The following is a 20,192-nucleotide window of genomic DNA, read 5'->3' on the forward strand; positions in this document are numbered from 1 at the left end:
TAATGTGATTTCACATGTGATTTTGATTGAGATTTTAACTTGATTAGCAACTTTTGCACCTTAAAACGGAACCCGTTGGATAAACTCTTGCTCTTTTACTCATATACCTATTATTTAAATATAAGCTCTCCATTCTCAATATTTCTTTCGTAATTTTTAAAGAAATTCCAAATATATTCTGCTTCGGGCTTGTAATTCCAATGTGCTAAATCCTTAACTGCTGCTAATTCCATTACTACTCCATTTTCATTTGATAATGTACCTGTATACATATCCTTATCCCCTAATTTGGTCCATTGCTGATTATCCAGTCCAATTCCATAATATTCATTTTTACTCATATCCATTTCAGTTACTTCTAAACCATTTATCTTTTGGTATGCTTGTAATGAACTAAAAATATGAGTATTTTCATCCTCATCCCAAACCTGATCTCCATATAAATATTGAGTTCCATATTGGCTACTTCCATCTACAGGTATCATTTGGAAGAAATCATGATCTCCACATATATATAATAGAGGTACTTCCCCACCAGTATAATTTTCTGAGATTTCTGTTACTTCCTCTGCAAATACATTAACACCTGCTACAATTCCTACAGCTGCAAAAACATCACTATATTTTGCACCTAATAAAAATGATTCTGCTCCACCAATTGAAAGTCCTGTTAAATATATTCTTGAAGGATCTATTTGAGGGTATTTAACCTTTAAATCCTTAATCAAATTCATAACACCTTCCTCACCTAATCCATCACATCCAAAAAAGTTCACTTCTTTGTCTTGCCATTCAGGAGCTACCATAATAAAGTTTTCTTTAGCAGCTAATTCTGGCCAACCTGTTGAATCACCTTGTAATCTTGGGTCATTTTGATTACCATGTAAATTTACTATTAGGGGGACTGATTCATTTTCACTTTCATTTATAGAATTAGGAACATACTCAAACCATGTATATTTGCCACTCATTCCAGTAACACTTTCATCAATCATTTGATTATAAGATATATCTAAATCCTCAAATATAGGAATTTCTATTAAATCATAGCTATCAGTTACATCTCTTGCACTAAGATTATAAAATTCAGATATATCATTATGTTGACGATAATTTTGTGAAAAAATACTTTCCCATGCATTATTAAAGGCTTCAGATAAATCCTCCTCTTTACTTGATACTGCTACAGCTTGAAGTGAATTATCTTTATTTCTATAAATAGTATATTTATCACTATTTTCTTCTTCTGTCGCCTCATTTATATGCTTATAAAATGCTTGAACATTCTCATTTGAATTACTTAAATATGCTGGAACTACATCATTTTTTTCTAAATTTTCATTTATCTCTCCACCATAAAGCATCATTCCAGCTACAAAATAACATGATTGTGATATATAATTATTCACAAAAGTACTACCTTAATCTATACCAATTACTTTTACATTTTTAACTCCTATACCTACTAAATCAATAAATGCTTCCTTGTCATCATTTCCATATCCTTCTTCATTTAATGGATTTACTACATAAACTTGTGCACCCCATTGTTCTAAATTATTTATCATATTTAGTTCTTCCACAATTTTATTTGCTTCCTCTTGAGTTTTACTTCCTGCAAAAATATAATAAGTAGGTATAACTACATCTGCCCTTGTAGGTGTAAATCCATCTTCATATGCATTGTAATAATAATAGTTAGTATCTGTTCCATCCTCATTCTTTGCTAACTTTAATTTACTTCCATCATTTAATACCTGAGCCTGCTCACTACTCTCAATATTGTTTCCACTAGTATTAGTAACACTATTCCCACAACTGATTAACCCCATAGTTGTACTTGTTATAGTTGCCAATAGAATTGAAATTTTAATCCACTTTTTTATCATTTTCCTCAAACTCCCTTTATTCTAAAATTGAATTACTTAGTTTATACCCACAAAACGTTTTCACTTTTTTATATAATTAAGCATTCATTAAATTTATAATATTACATAAGAAGATAACACTCTATATTTATAACCGTCATAAAGCACAAACCTTTTCTGACATATTTTTGTAAACATTTTAATGACAAGCCTGTAAAATATATGTATTATATTTATATAATCTTAAATTTTATAAAAGGGTGATTTGGTATGAATTTAAAAGATATAAATTATTATTTACCATTAAATAATATTGAGCTTACATATAAAGATATTTTTTTTAATAATCCTAATTTTGAATTTGATAAACCTAAAATTCCCCAAACCATTGATTCATTTTTAGAAAAACTAAATTTAGATGTAAGTAAATTGAAAGATCCAATTAAAATCTCCTCTAAAAAAGAATCTATGACTGAAACTTTATTTCCTAAAGAAAATGATGTTATTATTAGTAAGCACCTTAGATACAGTCCTTGTTTCATTCATTCACATAGTTTCTTTGAAATTATATTCGTGTTAAACGGTTTCTGCAGTAATGATATAGGAAATTATAATCTAAAGCTAAAAAAGGGTGATGTATGTATAATAGCCCCTAATACTACTCATGCTCTTAGTATTTTTACTGATGATTGTATAGTTTTAAATTTACTAGTTAGGTCAAGCACTTTTGAAAAGTCATTTTTTGAACTAATTAAATCTAATGATATATTATCAGCATTTTTTTCTCACTGCTTATATTCTAGCAAATCAGAATCTTATTTATTATTTACTAATCAAGATGACATACATAGTATTAATTATGCTTTAGAAATGTATGAAGAGTTTACTAATGATTTGAGATATTGTGATAGAATGTTAACATCTATGATGTCTTCATTTTTTATAAGACTTCTTAGAACTGATCCTAAAAATATAATAGTTCCAAATCCTGTTGGAACCCATACTGATAGAAATGTAATGTATATTTTAAATTATATATTAAGTAATTATAAAGAAATATCTTTAAAGCAACTTTCAATTAAGTTTAATTATAGTGAGAGACAAATGGCACGTATATTAAAAGAGTACACTGGTAAAACATTTATAAATATAATTCAAGATATTAAGCTTCAAAATGCATGTGCCCTTTTGAAAAATCCTGATATTTCAATTAATAAAATTATTGATTCCGTAGGTTATTCTAATAGTACTCACTTCTATAAAATTTTTAAGAAGTCTTATGGAGTTACTCCTATTGATTACAGAAATAATAATATTAATTTCAATTAAAAATAAATGGATATACATCTATTATTGTATATCCATTTATAATTACACAAATTTCACAAACTTTTAATAACATTTTTTTATATTCCATTGTCATATGTTTTTATACTTTTTTTCAAATGATTTAAGCCCTCTATAGTGTTTATCTATAGTTTTAATTAACTTTGCTGGAACTCCACCAACAACAGTATTAGAATCAACATCCTTAGTAACTACCGATCCTGCTGCGATAATCGCATTCTCCCCAATAGTTACCCCTGGAACAACTGTCACACTAGCACCAATCCACACATTTTTCCCAATAATAACTGGTGCCGGTTTCATACCACTACGTAGTTCTGGTTCAAAATTATGATTAAGAGTTGTAATTACAACATTATGCCCTATTAATGTACCATCTCCAATACGAATTCCCCCCTGATCTTGGAATCTACATCCTGAGTTAATAAATACATTTTTACCAACATTAATATTCTTTCCACAATCAGTATAGAAAGGTGGAAACATAGCAAAACTATGATCCACCTGTTTACCTATTAATTTAGAAAACAATCTACGGATTTCTTGTGGTTCATGATAAGAATTGTTTAATTCACATGTAACCTTCATAGCTTCTTGACTAAGCTCTATCATATATTTATGAACTTCCGATCCACCCTCTATATTTAATCCACTATTCATATAATTTAAAAATTCATTAAGTTTCATATTTTAACTTGTAAAAATTCTATTTTTAACAATAAAATTTCTACAATGCCTCCTTATTCATTCTACTTCATCTATACACATATATTATATGACTCAACACTTATATATAACTAATACTTATATCAAATACCTATATATACTTTAATGATTATAAAATAGGTAGTAACTTTTGAACCTATTTCTATAACCGCTTTTAATATATTATTTAATTATTGTTACTATTTTAATGCATTTTTAATATCTTCAACAATTAACTCTTCTGTTAAATGATATCTTTCATATAATTCTTCCATTGATACTCTATCTGTAAATTCTTTTGTAGCACCAAAATTTAATACCTTCATATCTTTATCACCATAGAATCTAGAAATTTTTTCTCCGAAACCACCATCAAGAACTCCATCTTCTAAAGTAATTACTAATTTGTGACTCTCTAATAAATCCGTTAACATCTCCTTATCAATACCTGTAATAAATCTAGGATTTATTAACGTTGCATTTATTCCAGTATCTACCTTTAACTTTTCTTGAACCTTTCTTCCAAGGTCATGGAATGATCCAAGTCCAATAATTGCAACTTCATTTCCTTGTATAGTTTTTTCATAAACATTTAAATCACCAAAATTAGGTTCAACACTTACTCCAGTTGTTATAACATTCCCATTTGGTACACGTATAGCTACTGGGTGATCTTTTTGTTCTATACCCCATTCAATCATTGCAAGATACTCTTCTTTATTTGTAGGTGCAAGATATACTATATTAGGTATATTAGATATTAATGGTATATCGAATATTCCTAAATGTGTAACATCTCCACCAGTTATTCCTGCCCAAGAAACCATAATAAGTGCAGGATTATTATTTATTGCAAGGTCTTGTGATAATTGATCATAAGTTCTTTGAACAAATGAACTTAAAATTGATACTACTGGCTTTCCACCTTGTGAAGCTATTCCTGATGCAAGGGCTATTGCATGTTCTTCTGCTATCCCAACATCTACATATTGTTCCTTAAGGCTTTCTTCTTGTCTGAAATAATTTAATCCAGCTGGCCCTGGGGTTGCCGCTGTTATTGCTACGATTTTTTTATCTTCTTTAGCTTTTTCAACCAAAAATTTCCCTAAAATATCTGTGTAACCTTCTGGAAATTCAATTTTATTTGATTCTTTATTTTCTAAATCAAATGGCATTACCCAATGAAAAGCTTCTTTATTTGCTTCTGCTTCTTCAAATCCTTTACCTTTAATTGTATGGATATGAACTACTACTGGATGATTAGTATCTTTAACTTTATTAAATGCTTCTATAAGATTTTCAACATTATTTCCTTCTTCTACATAAAAATATTCAAATCCTAGAGACTTAAAGAAATTATCTTCTGCAGTTCCATTAGTTTCTCTAAGTTTTGCTAAATTTTTATATAATCCACCATGGTTTTCTGCAATTGACATGTCATTATCATTTACTACTATTATTATATTTTTTCCTGATTCTGCAGCATTGTTTAAACCTTCATAGGCTTCTCCACCACTTAAAGAACCATCACCAATTACAGCTATAATATTTTCATTTTGTCCTTTAACATCTCTAGCTTTAGCTAATCCACATGCTAAACTAATTGAAGTTGAAGTATGACCTACAGTAAAGAAATCATGCTCACTTTCATGTTGTGATGTATATCCTGTAATATCAGCAAACTTTTCTGGATTAATAAAACTTTCTTTTCTTCCAGTTAAAATTTTATGTGGATATGATTGATGTGAAACATCATATACTATTTTATCTATTGGTGAATTAAAAACATAATGCATTGCAATAGTTGCTTCAATCATCCCTAAATTAGGTCCAAAATGACCACCTGTTTTGCTTACTTTTTTTATTAATACATCTCTTATTTCTTGAGCTAATATATTTAATTCCTCTCCACTAAGAACTTTTAAATCTTTTGGTTCATTGACTTTACTTAAAATATTGTTACTCATAATCTTTCCTCCACTACCTTTAACCTTATTTGACTTTTTCTTATATCTCTATGTTAAATTCTGGAGTTAACTTCAAGTCAATACTTTTTTCTAAATTTTATTCAAAAATGAAAAGTTAAATTCTCGATTGCAATACTAAATTCACTTTAAAAGAGTTTAGAATTGCACTAATAGTCAATTCTAATAATATATAATAGATTTCTCTCAAAAGGAGGATTTTGATTTCTATAAAAAATTTTTAATACAACTATAACTTCTTTCATCTTTAGGTTGTTATCAATACTCAATTAATACAAAAAGGATAATTTCCTTTTCATCAGAAATTATCCTCTATACATTTCTATTTTTATAATTATTTTATTGCCCCTTTTGTTACACCATTTATAATCCATTTTTGAGCAAATAAATAGAATACTAATAATGGTAATAAAGCTAAAAGATATGAAGCAAATGCTACATTATAGTTTGTCCCAAATTTTGATTGGAATATATATTGTGCTAATGGTAATGTTGCTGAACTTTGCTCACTTAGTATTACAAGTGGCATCATTACATCATTCCATGCCCAAAGAGCTGTCATTATTCCAACTGTTGCATGCATCGGCTTTAACAAAGGGAATATAATCTTCCAAAATACAGTCCATTGTTTAGCACCATCAACATAAGCCGCCTCTTCTAATTCAAGAGGAATGTTCTTCAAATATCCAACATAAAGCAATGTATTCATTGATATACCAAATACCATATAAAGAATTATCATACCAACTTTATTATCTAAGTTAAAGAAACTTACTTGCTTAACAAGTGGTAACATTAACATTGAAAATGGTACAAACATTGCACTTACAAAATAAAAATATACAAATTTATAAAACTTTTTATGCATATTTCTTGCAATAGCATATGCAACTAATGAATTTGTAACAATAGTTACCACTACAGCTCCCGCTGTTATAAATAAACTATTCATTATTGTATGAAAGAAATTAGTCATCTCAATAGCTTGCTTAAAATTACTAAAACTCCATGACTTCGGAAGTGATAATATATTCCCCATCATTTCTGATGGTTGCTTAAATGCAATAACAATAGTTATATAAAGTGGAAATAATATTGTTAATGAACAAATAATAAGTAATATAGTAATTGGCAAATTAACTTTTCCATCTTCCTTCTTTATAAAAGATATTTTTTTTACTTTACTTCTATTATTAGATTTTAAACCTACCTCAGCCATTATAATTGAACCTCCCTCTTCTCTAATACTTTAATTTGGAATAATGATATAGCTACAATAACTATAAAATATACAACTGAATTTGCTGATTGATATCCAAATTGACTTCCACCAAATCCTGCTTTATATATAAGCATAGAAATTGATTCTGTCGATTGAGCAGGTCCCCCACCAGTTAAGGACATTATTTGATCAAATACCATTAAGAAGTTTTTCATGCATAAAACCATATTTATTGTAAAGAATGGTGCTATTAAAGGGAATGTAATCTTTCTAAATTGTAGCCATTTCCCTGCTCCATCAATTCCACTTGCTTCATAAACATCATCTGGAATTGTTTGAAGCCCCGAAATGTAAATTATAGTATTAAACGCTATCGATTGCCACGAAACTACAATTACAACAGCTATCCAGGCTAAGCTTGTACTACCAAGTATGCTTTTACTAAGAACTTCACTCCCCATAACTTCACCTAACTTTGGAAGTATAAATGTAAAAATATAATTAAATATATATCCTACAATTAATCCACCTAAAATATTAGGTAAAAAATATAATCCTCTTAATGTAGTTTTAAATTTTATTTTTGAATTTAACGCTAATGCTAATGTTAAACTTATTAAATTTACTATTATTGTTGTAACTATAGCAAATTTAAAGGTAAACATATATGAATTTAGCACCCTTGAATCAGTAAATAAATCTTTAAAATTCATTAATCCAATAAAATCAAAATCTCCAAAACCTCTAAAATTAGTAAAACTATACATTACCCCTTTTAATAACGGGAATGTGTGAAATAAGAAAAATACAACTATCATTGGTATTATTGTACACAAGAAAAATATATCTCTTTTTTTCATTTCTATTCACCCCTTCATACTATTCTTTAATATACTGTCTATTTGCCTTTAACCATTCCTTTTGAAAATTATTTAAGAACTTGTTCTTATCCCCATCTAAAAGATATGTTTGTATCATATCAGATGCTGGTAATTCTGCTGGATAATAATGATCTTGGAAGTCAACAACCCTTGAATTTTCAAAGAATTCATCAAATACTTCAAATTTTGAATCTTCTTGCACTACCCCCTTAACTGCTGAGAATGCACTTTGTTCATCTATATAAGTTTTCGCATTTTCTTCTTCTAATAAAAAGTTTATAAACCTTATACTTTCCTCTTTATTCTTAGAATCTTTAGTAATAGCAAAATATACATCTACACCAGAAACTAATTTATTTTCCTCTTCATTATTAGATGCAGGTAACGGAAACATTCCTAGATTTAAATCTGGATTTACAGTTAAAATTGCAGGAATTGCATAACTACCTTGTAAATACATTGCAGACTCCCCGTTAGCAAATGCTGTATTACCATCATTATAACCAACACCAAAGTTGTCAGAATGTCCATATTTCATTAACTTCATAATCTTATCTGTTGTTTCAGAATAAATTTCATTAAATGTAGTTTCCTTACTATTTACCTTCTTAAAAGAATCACTACTAACTAAAGTACTTGCTATAGTGTTCCATGCAGGTAAAGAAGTCCATGACTCCTTTAATGTAAAGTAAAACGGTGTTATACCATTATCTTGTACAGTTTGAGCTAGCCCTAAAAATTCATCCCATGTTTTAGGTATTGATAACCCTAATTCCTCAAATATATCTTTATTATATATAACTCCACTTGCATTTAATGCATATGGCACACCGTAAATTCCATCTACACTTTCAATTTCCAACTCCTTTAGCATTTGATTATAAATCGGATCAATAACACTAAAATCTATTTTCCCACTTAAATCTTCTAATATATTAGCATCTACAAAATCTGCAAAACTTCTATCTGCTGATAGTGAAATAATATCTGGTGCATCACCTTTTACTAATCTAGTCTTTAATACAGTTGTTGCATCTGGTGGTGCACTAACAACTACATCTATATCTGGATTTTCGGCTTCAAATTTTTCTACAAGTTTATTATAGGTATCTACAGCTTCTATCTTATTACTAAAGAACACTATCTGCTTTTTACTATTACCAATCCTAATACTACTTGTACAACCTGTTAATAATGTTGTTGCCATTGATATTGATACTAAAATTGTTGCTATCACCTTTTTCTTTCCCATTATCTCATTCCCCTCTTTTTATATCGTTTACATAATTATATTTTAAAACTTTTTATAATAATTCTAAATAGATTAATGTAATTAAAACATGTCTAAATGTTAGTTTTATTATTTGAAGTATATCTTTTAATTAATATATATTGCAATATATATCCTTCTAATTTAAAATTTATATATCGGTTTAATAAGCACATGTCTAAATGTTAGATTTAGGAGGATTTATGTTAGATATATACTTTTTAGAAAATACTAATCGAAGTTTTAATGATTTATATCTCTGTTACTGCGGATTAGAAAAATGTGTTCCTTTATATTCATTTGGTCCAGCTGTTCGCCCAAATTATTTAATTCATTATGTATTGGATGGAGAAGGCTATTATTATGTAAATGACAATAAATATAAAGTTAGAAAAAATCAAGGTTTCTTAATCGAACCTAATGTTGTTACATTTTATCAAGCTGATAAAGATAATCCTTGGACATATCTTTGGATTGGTATCGATGGTGATAAAGCTAAACTTTATCTCAATTCTGTTGGATTAGATTCTGAACATTTAATTTTTACTTATGAAAAAGATGATGCTTTAAAAGAATATGTATTAGAAATGTTAAAACATCATACAATGTCTGATTCTGATGCTTTTAAAATTGAAGGATTATTATACTTATTCTTCTCAAAACTGTGTGAAGATCATAAAGAAACCTCATCATTAACAAGGGAGGAAAATACTAATAATTACATAAATAAAGCAATTGAATTTATTCAAAATAATTATCATAATTCTATAAAGGTAACAGACATTGCTGATTATATTTGTTTAAATAGAAGTTATTTAACTTCCATTTTTCAAAGCAATTTAAATATGTCTCCTCAAAAATTCTTAATGAAATTTAGAATAACTAAAGCTGCTGAATTATTATATAATACTGACCTTCCAATTGCTAATATAGCATACTCCTGTGGCTATAGTGACCCTCTAGCCTTTTCTAAAACATTTAAAAAAATTAAAGGAGTTAGCCCTAAACAATATAGAGATACAAAAAAAGAAACAACTAAAAAATTTCTTTTATCTCAATAAAACAAAACTGGTTTGTATTTTTTTATTACAAACCAGTTTTTATTTATATTTACATTTTTATAAATTATGCTGTTTCTAAAGGCTCATCTTTATTTAAATCTTCAAGTATCGCTTCATATTCTTTTTCAGTTAAGTTATATCTTCTTAAAGATATAATACTACATACCGCAATTATTCCTGGTATTATTGAATACATTATATGTATTCCATTTAATGTATTTACGGTTTGTGCTACATTTGCTTCATATCCAACAAATGCTAATACATATCCACATAAAGCCCCACCTATTGCACTTGCAAGTTTTGTTTTAAATATATTTGAAGAGAATATCATTCCCTCTGATCTTTTACCTGTTTTCCATTCCCCATATTCAACACAATCTGCAACCATTGATGCTAAAGATATATTAGCTGCCCCTTCAGCAAGCCCCATAAAAGCATTTATCACTAACATCATTTTTAAGTTTGAATATTTTAATAAAAATATTGATAAAAAGCCAATAGCATTAATTGCTATTCCAAATAAGGCTGTTTTTCTTTTTCCCAGTATTTTTGTTATACTAGGTGTACAAATTCCACCAAGCATTCCTGTTGTTATACTAATTCCAGTTACTAAAGGAATATATAATTCTGCATTGAAATTATACTTTATATAATATATTGAAAACCCATTTCTTAGAGCATAAGTTATTTCTAACATTAACATAGATATTAATACAATTCTTAAAGGTCTATTTGTTTTAAAAAGTTCTTTTAATTGCTTAATTCCTTGTTTTTGTGGCTTTCTATTTGTATTTATTTCTCTAACTCCCCATACAGTAACCCAAGTACAAATTGCAGCTGTTATAGAATATACTATTGCTACTATCGTCCAATTTCCAAACTTAGCTACTAAGGGAAGAGTAAATACTGAAACAACTAAACTCCCTCCAAAGGCAATGGTTCTAGCTGATGTTATAATTTTAGTTCTTCCTTGTGCTGATTGAGTTATATTAGCAGATAATGACCAATAAGGTGTATCCATAGCTGTAAAACATATACCCCATAGTATATAAGATATATATACCCAAACTATTTTTCCTGTATCACTTAAATTTGGTGATGAAAAACACATTATCGTCGCTATTCCCATGAATATTGGAACAAATAAAAGATATGGTCTACTCTTCCCCATCTTAGACTTTGTATTATCAACAATCATTCCCATAATAGGATCTGTAATTGCATCGATTATTCTTGCAACCAAAAACAATGTACCTACAGCAGCTGCACTTATCCCAAAGCTATCCGTTAAATAAATTGTTAAATATGTACCTATCATTGCACATATAATATTATTGCCTAAACTCCCCATTCCAAAAGAAATTAACGTTTTCATAGAAACGTCACTTTCATTCCTATTTACTTTCTCTAATACTTCCATATTTAATACCTCTCTTGTTATTACTTTTTTTGCTACAATTGTTTTATTATCACTATTATGTTTGTTTCTACATTTTAATTATAATCATAGCTATTGCTCTCGAAAACGTATTAATGTTTTTAAAATATGGTTAAATGTTAGATATATTATTAAAACTCTAAAAAAGATAGCATAAAACTACTATTTAAATTTATGCTATCTTAATATTTATATTATAAATTTTTAATCAACTTTTCTTAAAGTCCAGTTCTTAGCTTGATAGTCTCCCATAAGTTCTCCAATTTCAAGCCCTATATACATAAGTTCATCTCCACCAAATACTTCTCCAGTTTCAATTACTTCATATAATGAATTTTCATCTAAAGCTTTAACTTTTAATCTTCTTGGTATTACATTAGCTTCAGCATACTTCTTAACATAACTTACTACTACTTCTTTGCCATCTTTAGATAAATTCATCCAAGCTGCTTCATTACTATCAAATGAGCTTTTCAATCTATACAAATCTCCAAATTGAACAGTACTTCTAATATTTTTATAAAACTCAACTTGCTTTTTAACTTCTTCTTTTTCTTCTTCATTCATTTTAGTTACATCTAATTCATAACCAAAGCTTCCTGCCATTGCTACTACTCCCCTTGTATTAAGTGGTGTAATTCTATGAACTTGATGATTCGGTACAGCGGATACATGGCTTCCCATCGAACTGGTTGGATATACTAATGACGTTCCCTCTTGAATCATTAATCTTTCTATTGCATCTGTATCATCACTTGTCCAAGTTTGTGGCATATAGTATAACATTCCACCATCAAATCTTCCACCGCCACCAGAGCAACTTTCGAATAGTATATTAGGGAAATTAGAAGTTATATTTTCTAATATTTTATATAAACCTAACATGTATCTATGAGCAATTTCCTTTTGTTTTTTTGCAGGCCATGCTGTTGATCCTATTTCTGTCATATTTCTATTCATATCCCATTTAACATATGATATAGGTGCTGATTTCAACACATCTGTAAGCATTTTTATTACAGCTTCACAAACTTCATCTCTAGATAAATCTAATATAAGCTGTTTTCTTGCTTCTGATCTTATTCTTCCATCAATATGAATACACCAATCTGGATGTTCTTCATATAACTTACTTTTTGGTGAAATCATTTCTGGTTCAAACCATAAACCAAATTGCATTCCCATTTTATTAATATCTGTAGCTAAAGAATTTAATCCTCCTTTAAGCTTTTCCTCGTTTACAAACCAATCTCCAAGTGAGCAATCATCATTATTTCTTTCTCCAAACCAACCATCATCTAAAACAAATAATTCTATCCCAAGCTTACTAGATTCCTTAGCAATCTCTTTAATTTTTTCATTATTAAAATCAAAATATGTTGCTTCCCAATTATTTATAAGTATTGGTCTTTCCTTATCTCTATGAGCTCCTCTACATAATCTTTCTCTATATAAATCATGATAAATATGAGACATTCCTGTTAATCCATTAGGTGAATATACCATAACAACTTCTGGTGTTTGGAATGATTGCCCTGATTCTAAATTCCAAGTAAAATCAAATGGATTTATACCAATTTGTGTTCTTGCATTACTATGCATATCTACTTCAACACTAGCTAAAAAGTTTCCACTATAAATTAAATTAAATCCATAAACCTCTCCTTTATCTTCTGTTGCATCTTTACTTACTAATGCTATAAATGGATTTTGAGCATGACTACTTGCTCCTCTTCTACTTTCAATACATTGTCCACCACTTCTTAAAGCTGTTCTTACTATATGTCTTTCCCTAGCCCAAGAACCTGATAATTGAATTAAATCAAACTCACTATGTGTAAAATCAACATTCGCACTTAAAGCTCTTAATATATCAACTTCATCATTACTATCATTTATAACTTTACAACTTCTTGTTATTGAATCATAATTTTCAAATACAGTATAAGATAATATAACTCTTAAGTTAGCTACTTCATCTTTTAATGTTATTTCTAAACTCTCTACTTCATCTTCTTTTTCAGCATAAGTTGCAGGTAATCCTTCAAGTTTTTTCTTTCCTCTGTAAATTTCATGACTCTCATACCTAAAATCTGTTACTGTAGTTCCATTTGCTAGCTTTACTTGAATTGCAGGTGAACGCAAATCTGGATTTCCATAGCTTGGATATTCTTGTGCTATAACTTCTAAGTGCAATGCATCTATATTGTCTAAATCCGCTAAAAAGCTTCCACACGCCCTCTTTTTAACTACATAATTTATTTTATTAGAATTAATTTTTCTTCCCCAATATAGATTAATTAAATGTCCTGTTTCTAAAACACTTAAAATATAACTAGTCCTTTTTGATTGAATGTGAAATAATTTATTATCTTCATTAAATACAATTCCCATATTATCCTCCTACTTATATATGTTTCCATTTCTATACAACGTTTTCATGCTATAGTTATATTATACTTTTAGATATAATTTAAAACTATGACCATATGTCATTAATATATGTCTAAATGTTGTATAATAAAAATATAGTATGATGAGCATACTTAGGGATAGTTAATAAAGATATAGTTGTAGATATTTATTTTAGCAAAAATTTATTTAGAAAATATAAAAATATCTTTTTCCAGTATAGAATTAGCTTGTATACTCAATTCACAAAAAATGGTTTCTATAATCACTTATTTCTACTTCAATAGAAGCAAAAGGCTCATGTGCAACTAGTCTCATTCCATAAGAATTATATATTAATGTATATAAAGCAATTCCAGTTTCCCCCTATAAGCCTTAGAAACCCAACTATCTATGACCACAAATTACCTTCAAGGTCAAGTTAAATATTTAATTGACCCTAAAGGCAACTACACTTTTCTTATCTTTTTTTTAAAATGGTAACTTTCCTTTACCAACAAATTTAATAACTACTTTATCAATATCTAGTCCACTTGCTCCAAAGTATAATTTAATATAATGATTTACCCCAAAAACAAATCCAAGCTCCCTACTTTCAGTAACCCATTTACCTTCCGTTCCTCTAATAGTAATAGTTTCCTTTAATGCATTATCATAATAAATAGAAAGCGGTAACTGTGCTAATGGACCTTGTTCTGATTTCATTGTTACTTCAATGTTATAAAGTCCAAGTTCATTTAAAGTTATTCCAAACACTTCTGAATTACCTTTTTTATTATTAAAACTGCTTGCATCTATAATAATATCATTGCTATCCTTATCTGCATAATAATAAACAATATCCCCTAGTGAAATATTCCCATCATCATCTTGTGCATTAATTTCTTCTAAATCTTCTTTACTTATTAAATTTAGCTCATGTAACATTGCTTGTGATTTCATAATAAATTTTAATATATTTTTAGCATTTCTTTGCAAATCACTTCTTGTAACTTCTCCAGCTTCAAACCTTTCCTTAACATTGTCATTTTCAGGATTTTCTAATGAATTTGATACACACATATATAAATCATTTTGTGCTAGCACCATAGGAGCTTTATTTCCTCTTGTAGACTTTTCACCTTCAGTATTTGCTTCTGCCCACCAATCTGTCATTACTATACCATCAAATCCCCATTCTTTTCGTAAAATAGTAGTACATAAATCATAACTTCCTGCTGTCCATATCCCATTTACAGGGTTATAAGTAGTCATAACAGAGCGTGCTTTACCTTCTTTAACTGCAATTTCAAATCCTTTTAAATAAATTTCACGAAGTGCTCTTTCTGATACTATTGAATCTACAAAACGCCTTGAAGCCTCTTGATTATTGGCACAAAAATGTTTAATTGTTGCTGTAGATCCAGCTTCTTGAATACCAATAACTTGAGCTGCACCTATCTTTCCAGTTAGTATTGGATCTTCTGATACGTACTCAAAGTTTCTTCCGTTTAATGGGTTTCTATGAATATTCATTCCAGGTCCTAAAAGAGAATCTATCCTATTTCTACATAACTCTATTCCAGTCATTTTATAAAGTTTTTTAACTAAATCAACATTAAACGTACATCCTAATGCTGTCCCATTTGGCAGTGAAAATGCCTTTGTTCCACAATCCATTCTTATACCTGATGGACCATCAGCACAACATGCAACAGGTATTCCAAAGTTTCTTAATGATTTAGTAATTCCACCAAATGCAGCTGCTGTTCCTGGAGTAACCTTAGGACTACACATTCCCTCTCCTCTAAACATACAAATTAAATCATTGTAACTTAACTGTGCTACAAAATCATCTAACTTTACTTTATTTTCAAATACATCAGCAAGCTTATAGCCTCTATCCCCTGTATAAATTATTTCTTCATCACGATTTTTAAACATTCTCTCTTTAGGATTTATTCTTCTCACAGGAACTTCTTCATTTTCTATATTAAATTTATTATTTTCATCTAATACAGGCTTAATTCTTTTAAAATAAACTATTGGTGCACAAGCCTCTTCTAAACTTTCTACTATTGTAAATTTTTCATCGTATTGCCCTGATTCTTCAGCATTTCTAACATCTGATCCTATATAAATCTTATATAAACCTTCTTCTAAGACATAACAAGATTTATATCCGTCTACACCCCTATCATCATAAGATGCTATATAACTTTTAGGTATATTTATTATTAACTTTTCACATTCACCGGGTTTAATAATACCTGTCTTCTTAAATCCGACAAGAGCTCTTACTGGCTTTCCAAGTTTACCTTGTGGCGCTTCTATATAAACTTGTACAACTTCTTTCCCTGACATATTGCCATTGTTAGTTACATTTGCTTCAACAACTATTTCCTCATGTGTTGATTCAAGTAATTTCCCCTTAATATCAAAACTTGTATATGATAATCCATATCCAAAAGGATACATAACCTTTTCTTTTGCAAAAGTTTCAAAATATCTATACCCTACATAAATATCCTCTTCATAATAATTTCTCTCTGGATCTCCGAAATTTTTAGTAGATGGATAATCTTCTATATTTTTTGCAATAGTATCAGTTAACTTTCCACATGGATTTACTCTTCCAGTTAAAACATCAACAACTCCATTTCCCCCTTCTTGCCCACCTTGCCAAGCATAAAGTACTGCTGATGGGTTATACTCATCTACCCATTTCATATCTATAATATTACCAACATTTAAAACTACTACAGTTCTCTTAAATGCTTGGCTCACTTTTTTTATCATATCTTTTTCAACATCTGTTAAAAGATAACTTCCAGCCTCATTTTTACTATCTTGATCCTCACCTGCAGTACGGCCTATCATAACTAATGCAATATCATTTTCCTTAGCTACTCTTACTATATAATCTTCTAATTTCATTTCTTTTTGAGACCAAGGTACAGTTCCCCATCCATGTCCTTCATCATATGGATTTTCTTTAATCCACTCACTATATATTTCTAATAAATCTTCATCTAAAACAATATCCTTTTCATTCCTTAAAGCATCTAATATACTTACCACATATTTTGTATTTACAAGTCCTCCAGAACCTAATCCACTTTTATAATAATTAAAAGCACTTCGACCAAAAACTGCTACCTTATCTCCTTTTTTTAGTGGAAGTGTATTATTATCATTTTTTAATAATACACAGCTTTCAGCTGCAACTTCTCTAGCAAGCCTTGCATATTCCTTTAAATCTAAGCTATATTTCCCCATAATATCCTCCTTAAATTATTCTCACCCTTTATCATTCATATATATTTTTATTATCTCCTTATATTATACCATCTATTTTTTTGTAAAATTATCCATATTTTTAAACTTAAAAAAATTAATTTTATATGTCAAGCGATTGACATATTAGTAAATAATATCTATACTCTAGTTATAGAAAACTATTTGGAGGTAACAATGTTTAATTTTAGTAATACTATACAATTCCAAGATAAAATAAATGACGTATTTACAATTGGGGAAATTTTAGTAGATATGATTTCTGATGATTATGATACTAATTTCAACTCCAATAAATATTCAAGATTTTTTGGTGGTTCACCGGCTAATATAACTATGAATATAAAAAGACTTGGTGGTAATCCTATTATAACAGCTTGCGTTGGAAATGACGGATTAGGTAAGTTTTTAATTAATCACTTAAAAAACAATAACATTGACACAAACTTAATTAACTCAGTAAATCATTCTACAAGTATGGTACTTGTAACTAAGAGCAAAGAAACTCCACTACCAATTTTCTATCGTAGTGCAGATTACAACTTAGAATATAATTCAGACATAGATTCAACATTAAAAAATAGTAAAATAGTTCATTTTTCTTGCTGGCCTATTTCTCAATCAAAATCAAGAAAAATGATTGAAAGGGTTATTGAAGAAGCTAGAAAAAATAATGTTCTTATAGGATTTGATCCAAATTATCACGAAATGATTTGGGAAGAAGGACATGATGGAATAGAATATATAAAAAACCTTATAGGTAAAGTAGATATTATAAAGCCTTCTGAAGTTGATGCTGAAAGAATTTTTGGACCTGATACTCCTGAAAATCATGTAAACAAATTTATAGAGTGTGGTGCAAAGCTTGTAATAATGACCTTAGGTAAATATGGTGCAATAGTTTCTGACGGAACTAAAACTATCAAATTCAATACTTTAGCTACTGAAGTTATTGATACAACTGGTGCTGGAGATGCTTTCTGGGGTGGATTCTACACAGCTATAACTAGCAATTACACTTTAAAAGAAGCTTTAAATATAGGTTTTGCAACAAGTGCCTTCAAACTTAAACATGTAGGAGCAATTGCTAAATTGCCTTCAATAGAAGAATTAAAAACAATTTATAATATATAATTAATTAAGAGGAGATATAAAAATGGCAGTTAAAAATAAAGTTCAACTTATAACTTATCCTGATTCTCTTGGTGGAGATTTAAAAACATTAAATAATGTTCTTACAAAATATTTTCCAAAAACATTTAAAGGTGGTATTCATATACTTCCTCCATTCCCATCATCAGGAGATAGGGGATTCGCGCCACTAACTTACTTAGAAATAGAACCTCAATTTGGTACTTGGGAAGATATTCGTAAATTAGCTGAAAACTATGATATCCTTCTTGATCTAATGGTTAATCATATTTCTAAAAACTCTGTATTTTTCCAAGATTTCTTAAAGAATGGGCGAGATTCAAAATATGCAAATTTATTTATAACATTAGATAAAATATGGTCCGATGGCAAACCAGTTCAGGAAGATATAAATAAGATGTTCTTACGTAGACAAGTTCCTTATTCAACATTTAATATAAAAGGTGAAGAAGTTTCTGTTTGGACTACTTTTGGTAAAGAAACACCTTCAGAACAAATTGATTTAGACATAAATTCTGAAGCTGTACGAGCCTTATTAAAGGAATTCTTTGAAAACTTCCACAAAAACAATGTTAAAATTGTAAGACTTGATGCTGTTGGATATGTAATAAAGAAACTTGGAACTAGTTGTTTCTTCGTTGAACCTGAAATATATAAGTTCTTAGACTGGGTATCTGATTTAGCTAAATCTTTAGATATTGATTTATTACCTGAAGTTCATTCCCACTATACTACTCAATATAAGTTAGCTAAATACGGTAACTATATATATGACTTTATATTACCATATACTATACTTAGCACATTAGTTAACAAATCAAGTTCAGCACTTACTGACTACTTAAAAAACAGACCAACTAATCAATTTACAATGTTAGATTGCCATGATGGTATTCCTGTAAAACCTGATCTTGATGATTTAGTATCTACAGCTGATGCTAGAAAGATTGTTGATCATTGCTTAAATCATGGTGCAAATTTAAGCTTAGTTCATTCTGATGCTCATAAGAGTCCAGATGGATTTGATGTTCATCAAATAAGATGTTCTTACTATTCAGTTTTAGGATGCAATGATGATGCATACTTAAGCGCAAGAGCAATTCAATTCTTTGCCCCTGGTATTCCACAAGTTTATTATGTTGGGTTATTAGCTGGCGAAAATGATGTTGAAAATGTTACTCGTACTGGAGAAGGTCGTGAAATTAATAGACATAACTTTACTTTAGAAGAAATTGATAAAGCATATAGTCAAGAGGTAGTTCAAAGATTACTTAAGCTAATTGACTTTAGAAATGATTATCCTGCATTTGATGGAGACTTCACTGTTGAACCTTCAAGTGATACTGAAATCATCCTAACATGGAAAAAAGATAATAAATATTGTACTTTAAATGTTGATTTAACTACTAGCAAATCTACAATTAAATATATAAATGATGATGGTATTGTTGAAAGATACACTATTTAATGATATGGTATTTTAACTTAATAATAATGAGACTGTAGATAATTTTGTGTAATATAGTTTCTTATAAATCAAATATTACTGGAAATTTTGATTTCCAGTAATAT

At 28.9% G+C, this 20,192-nt stretch carries 15 protein-coding genes; 4 read left to right on the forward strand and 11 right to left on the reverse strand.

Going from position 1 to position 20,192, the window contains the following annotated elements; genetic code table 11:
• Positions 1-110: 110 nt before the first annotated feature.
• Positions 111-1,409 (reverse strand): PHB depolymerase family esterase, encoded by a 1,299-nt coding sequence (locus HCG70_RS17440; protein ID WP_311776466.1) that lies wholly within the window; start codon positions 1,407-1,409, stop codon positions 111-113.
• 12 nt (positions 1,410-1,421) lie between these two features.
• Positions 1,422-1,889 (reverse strand): hypothetical protein, encoded by a 468-nt coding sequence (locus HCG70_RS17445; protein WP_260457819.1) that lies wholly within the window; start codon positions 1,887-1,889, stop codon positions 1,422-1,424.
• Positions 1,890-2,138: 249 nt separating this feature from the next.
• On the opposite strand from HCG70_RS17445, the gene HCG70_RS11635 reads away from it, so the two are divergent.
• Complete coding sequence (locus HCG70_RS11635) at positions 2,139-3,197, forward strand: AraC family transcriptional regulator (protein WP_052330648.1); 1,059 nt, start codon at positions 2,139-2,141, stop codon at positions 3,195-3,197.
• 90 nt (positions 3,198-3,287) lie between these two features.
• On the opposite strand, the gene HCG70_RS11640 is transcribed toward HCG70_RS11635, so the two are convergent.
• The 5 genes from HCG70_RS11640 to HCG70_RS11660 all read right to left on the reverse strand — a co-directional run bounded on the left by HCG70_RS11640 (position 3,288) and on the right by HCG70_RS11660 (position 9,260).
• Positions 3,288-3,902: a sugar O-acetyltransferase gene (locus tag HCG70_RS11640; RefSeq protein WP_154820632.1), complete on the reverse strand. Its 615-nt coding sequence runs from the start codon at positions 3,900-3,902 to the stop codon at positions 3,288-3,290.
• 218 nt (positions 3,903-4,120) lie between these two features.
• Positions 4,121-5,887, reverse strand: a complete 1,767-nt coding sequence (locus tag HCG70_RS11645) for a 1-deoxy-D-xylulose-5-phosphate synthase (protein ID WP_154820633.1) — start codon at positions 5,885-5,887, stop codon at positions 4,121-4,123.
• A gap of 352 nt (positions 5,888-6,239) precedes the next feature.
• Positions 6,240-7,124: a carbohydrate ABC transporter permease gene (locus HCG70_RS11650; protein WP_042397752.1), complete on the reverse strand. Its 885-nt coding sequence runs from the start codon at positions 7,122-7,124 to the stop codon at positions 6,240-6,242.
• A complete protein-coding gene (locus HCG70_RS11655; protein ID WP_221697810.1) occupies positions 7,124-7,987 on the reverse strand; it encodes a carbohydrate ABC transporter permease in 864 nt (287 codons plus the stop codon). The genes HCG70_RS11650 and HCG70_RS11655 overlap by 1 nt, the downstream gene beginning before the upstream one ends.
• A gap of 19 nt (positions 7,988-8,006) precedes the next feature.
• The gene (locus HCG70_RS11660; protein WP_042397758.1) at positions 8,007-9,260 is read right to left on the reverse strand and encodes an ABC transporter substrate-binding protein; all 1,254 of its coding nucleotides are present in this window, start codon (positions 9,258-9,260) and stop codon (positions 8,007-8,009) included.
• A gap of 221 nt (positions 9,261-9,481) precedes the next feature.
• On the opposite strand from HCG70_RS11660, the gene HCG70_RS11665 reads away from it, so the two are divergent.
• Entirely contained in the window at positions 9,482-10,339 is an 858-nt protein-coding gene (locus HCG70_RS11665; protein ID WP_055275038.1) for an AraC family transcriptional regulator, read from the forward strand.
• Positions 10,340-10,403: 64 nt separating this feature from the next.
• Here HCG70_RS11665 and HCG70_RS11670 read toward each other — a convergent pair whose 3' ends face one another.
• The 4 genes from HCG70_RS11670 to HCG70_RS11685 all read right to left on the reverse strand — a co-directional run bounded on the left by HCG70_RS11670 (position 10,404) and on the right by HCG70_RS11685 (position 17,450).
• On the reverse strand, positions 10,404-11,762 hold the full coding sequence (locus HCG70_RS11670; protein ID WP_055275035.1) for an MFS transporter: 1,359 nt from the start codon (positions 11,760-11,762) through the stop codon (positions 10,404-10,406).
• A gap of 222 nt (positions 11,763-11,984) precedes the next feature.
• Positions 11,985-14,174, reverse strand: a complete 2,190-nt coding sequence (locus HCG70_RS11675) for an alpha-galactosidase (protein ID WP_042397767.1) — start codon at positions 14,172-14,174, stop codon at positions 11,985-11,987.
• A gap of 261 nt (positions 14,175-14,435) precedes the next feature.
• Positions 14,436-14,510, reverse strand: coding sequence for a hypothetical protein (locus HCG70_RS17815; protein WP_242858424.1), 75 nt, complete (start codon positions 14,508-14,510; stop codon positions 14,436-14,438).
• A 153-nt stretch (positions 14,511-14,663) separates the two neighbouring features.
• A complete protein-coding gene (locus HCG70_RS11685) occupies positions 14,664-17,450 on the reverse strand; it encodes a glycoside hydrolase family 3 C-terminal domain-containing protein (protein ID WP_221697811.1) in 2,787 nt (928 codons plus the stop codon).
• 195 nt (positions 17,451-17,645) lie between these two features.
• Here HCG70_RS11685 and HCG70_RS11690 point away from each other — a divergent pair, with 195 nt between their 5' ends.
• Both HCG70_RS11690 and gtfA read left to right on the forward strand, forming a co-directional pair.
• The gene (locus HCG70_RS11690; protein WP_042397774.1) at positions 17,646-18,602 is read left to right on the forward strand and encodes a carbohydrate kinase family protein; all 957 of its coding nucleotides are present in this window, start codon (positions 17,646-17,648) and stop codon (positions 18,600-18,602) included.
• Positions 18,603-18,624: 22 nt separating this feature from the next.
• On the forward strand, positions 18,625-20,088 hold the full coding sequence (gtfA, locus tag HCG70_RS11695) for a sucrose phosphorylase (protein ID WP_042397777.1): 1,464 nt from the start codon (positions 18,625-18,627) through the stop codon (positions 20,086-20,088).
• The last annotated feature ends 104 nt before the right edge of the window (positions 20,089-20,192 follow it).

The organism is Clostridium sp. K04 (assembly GCF_019734375.1).
Lineage (GTDB): Bacteria > Bacillota > Clostridia > Clostridiales > Clostridiaceae > Clostridium > Clostridium saudiense.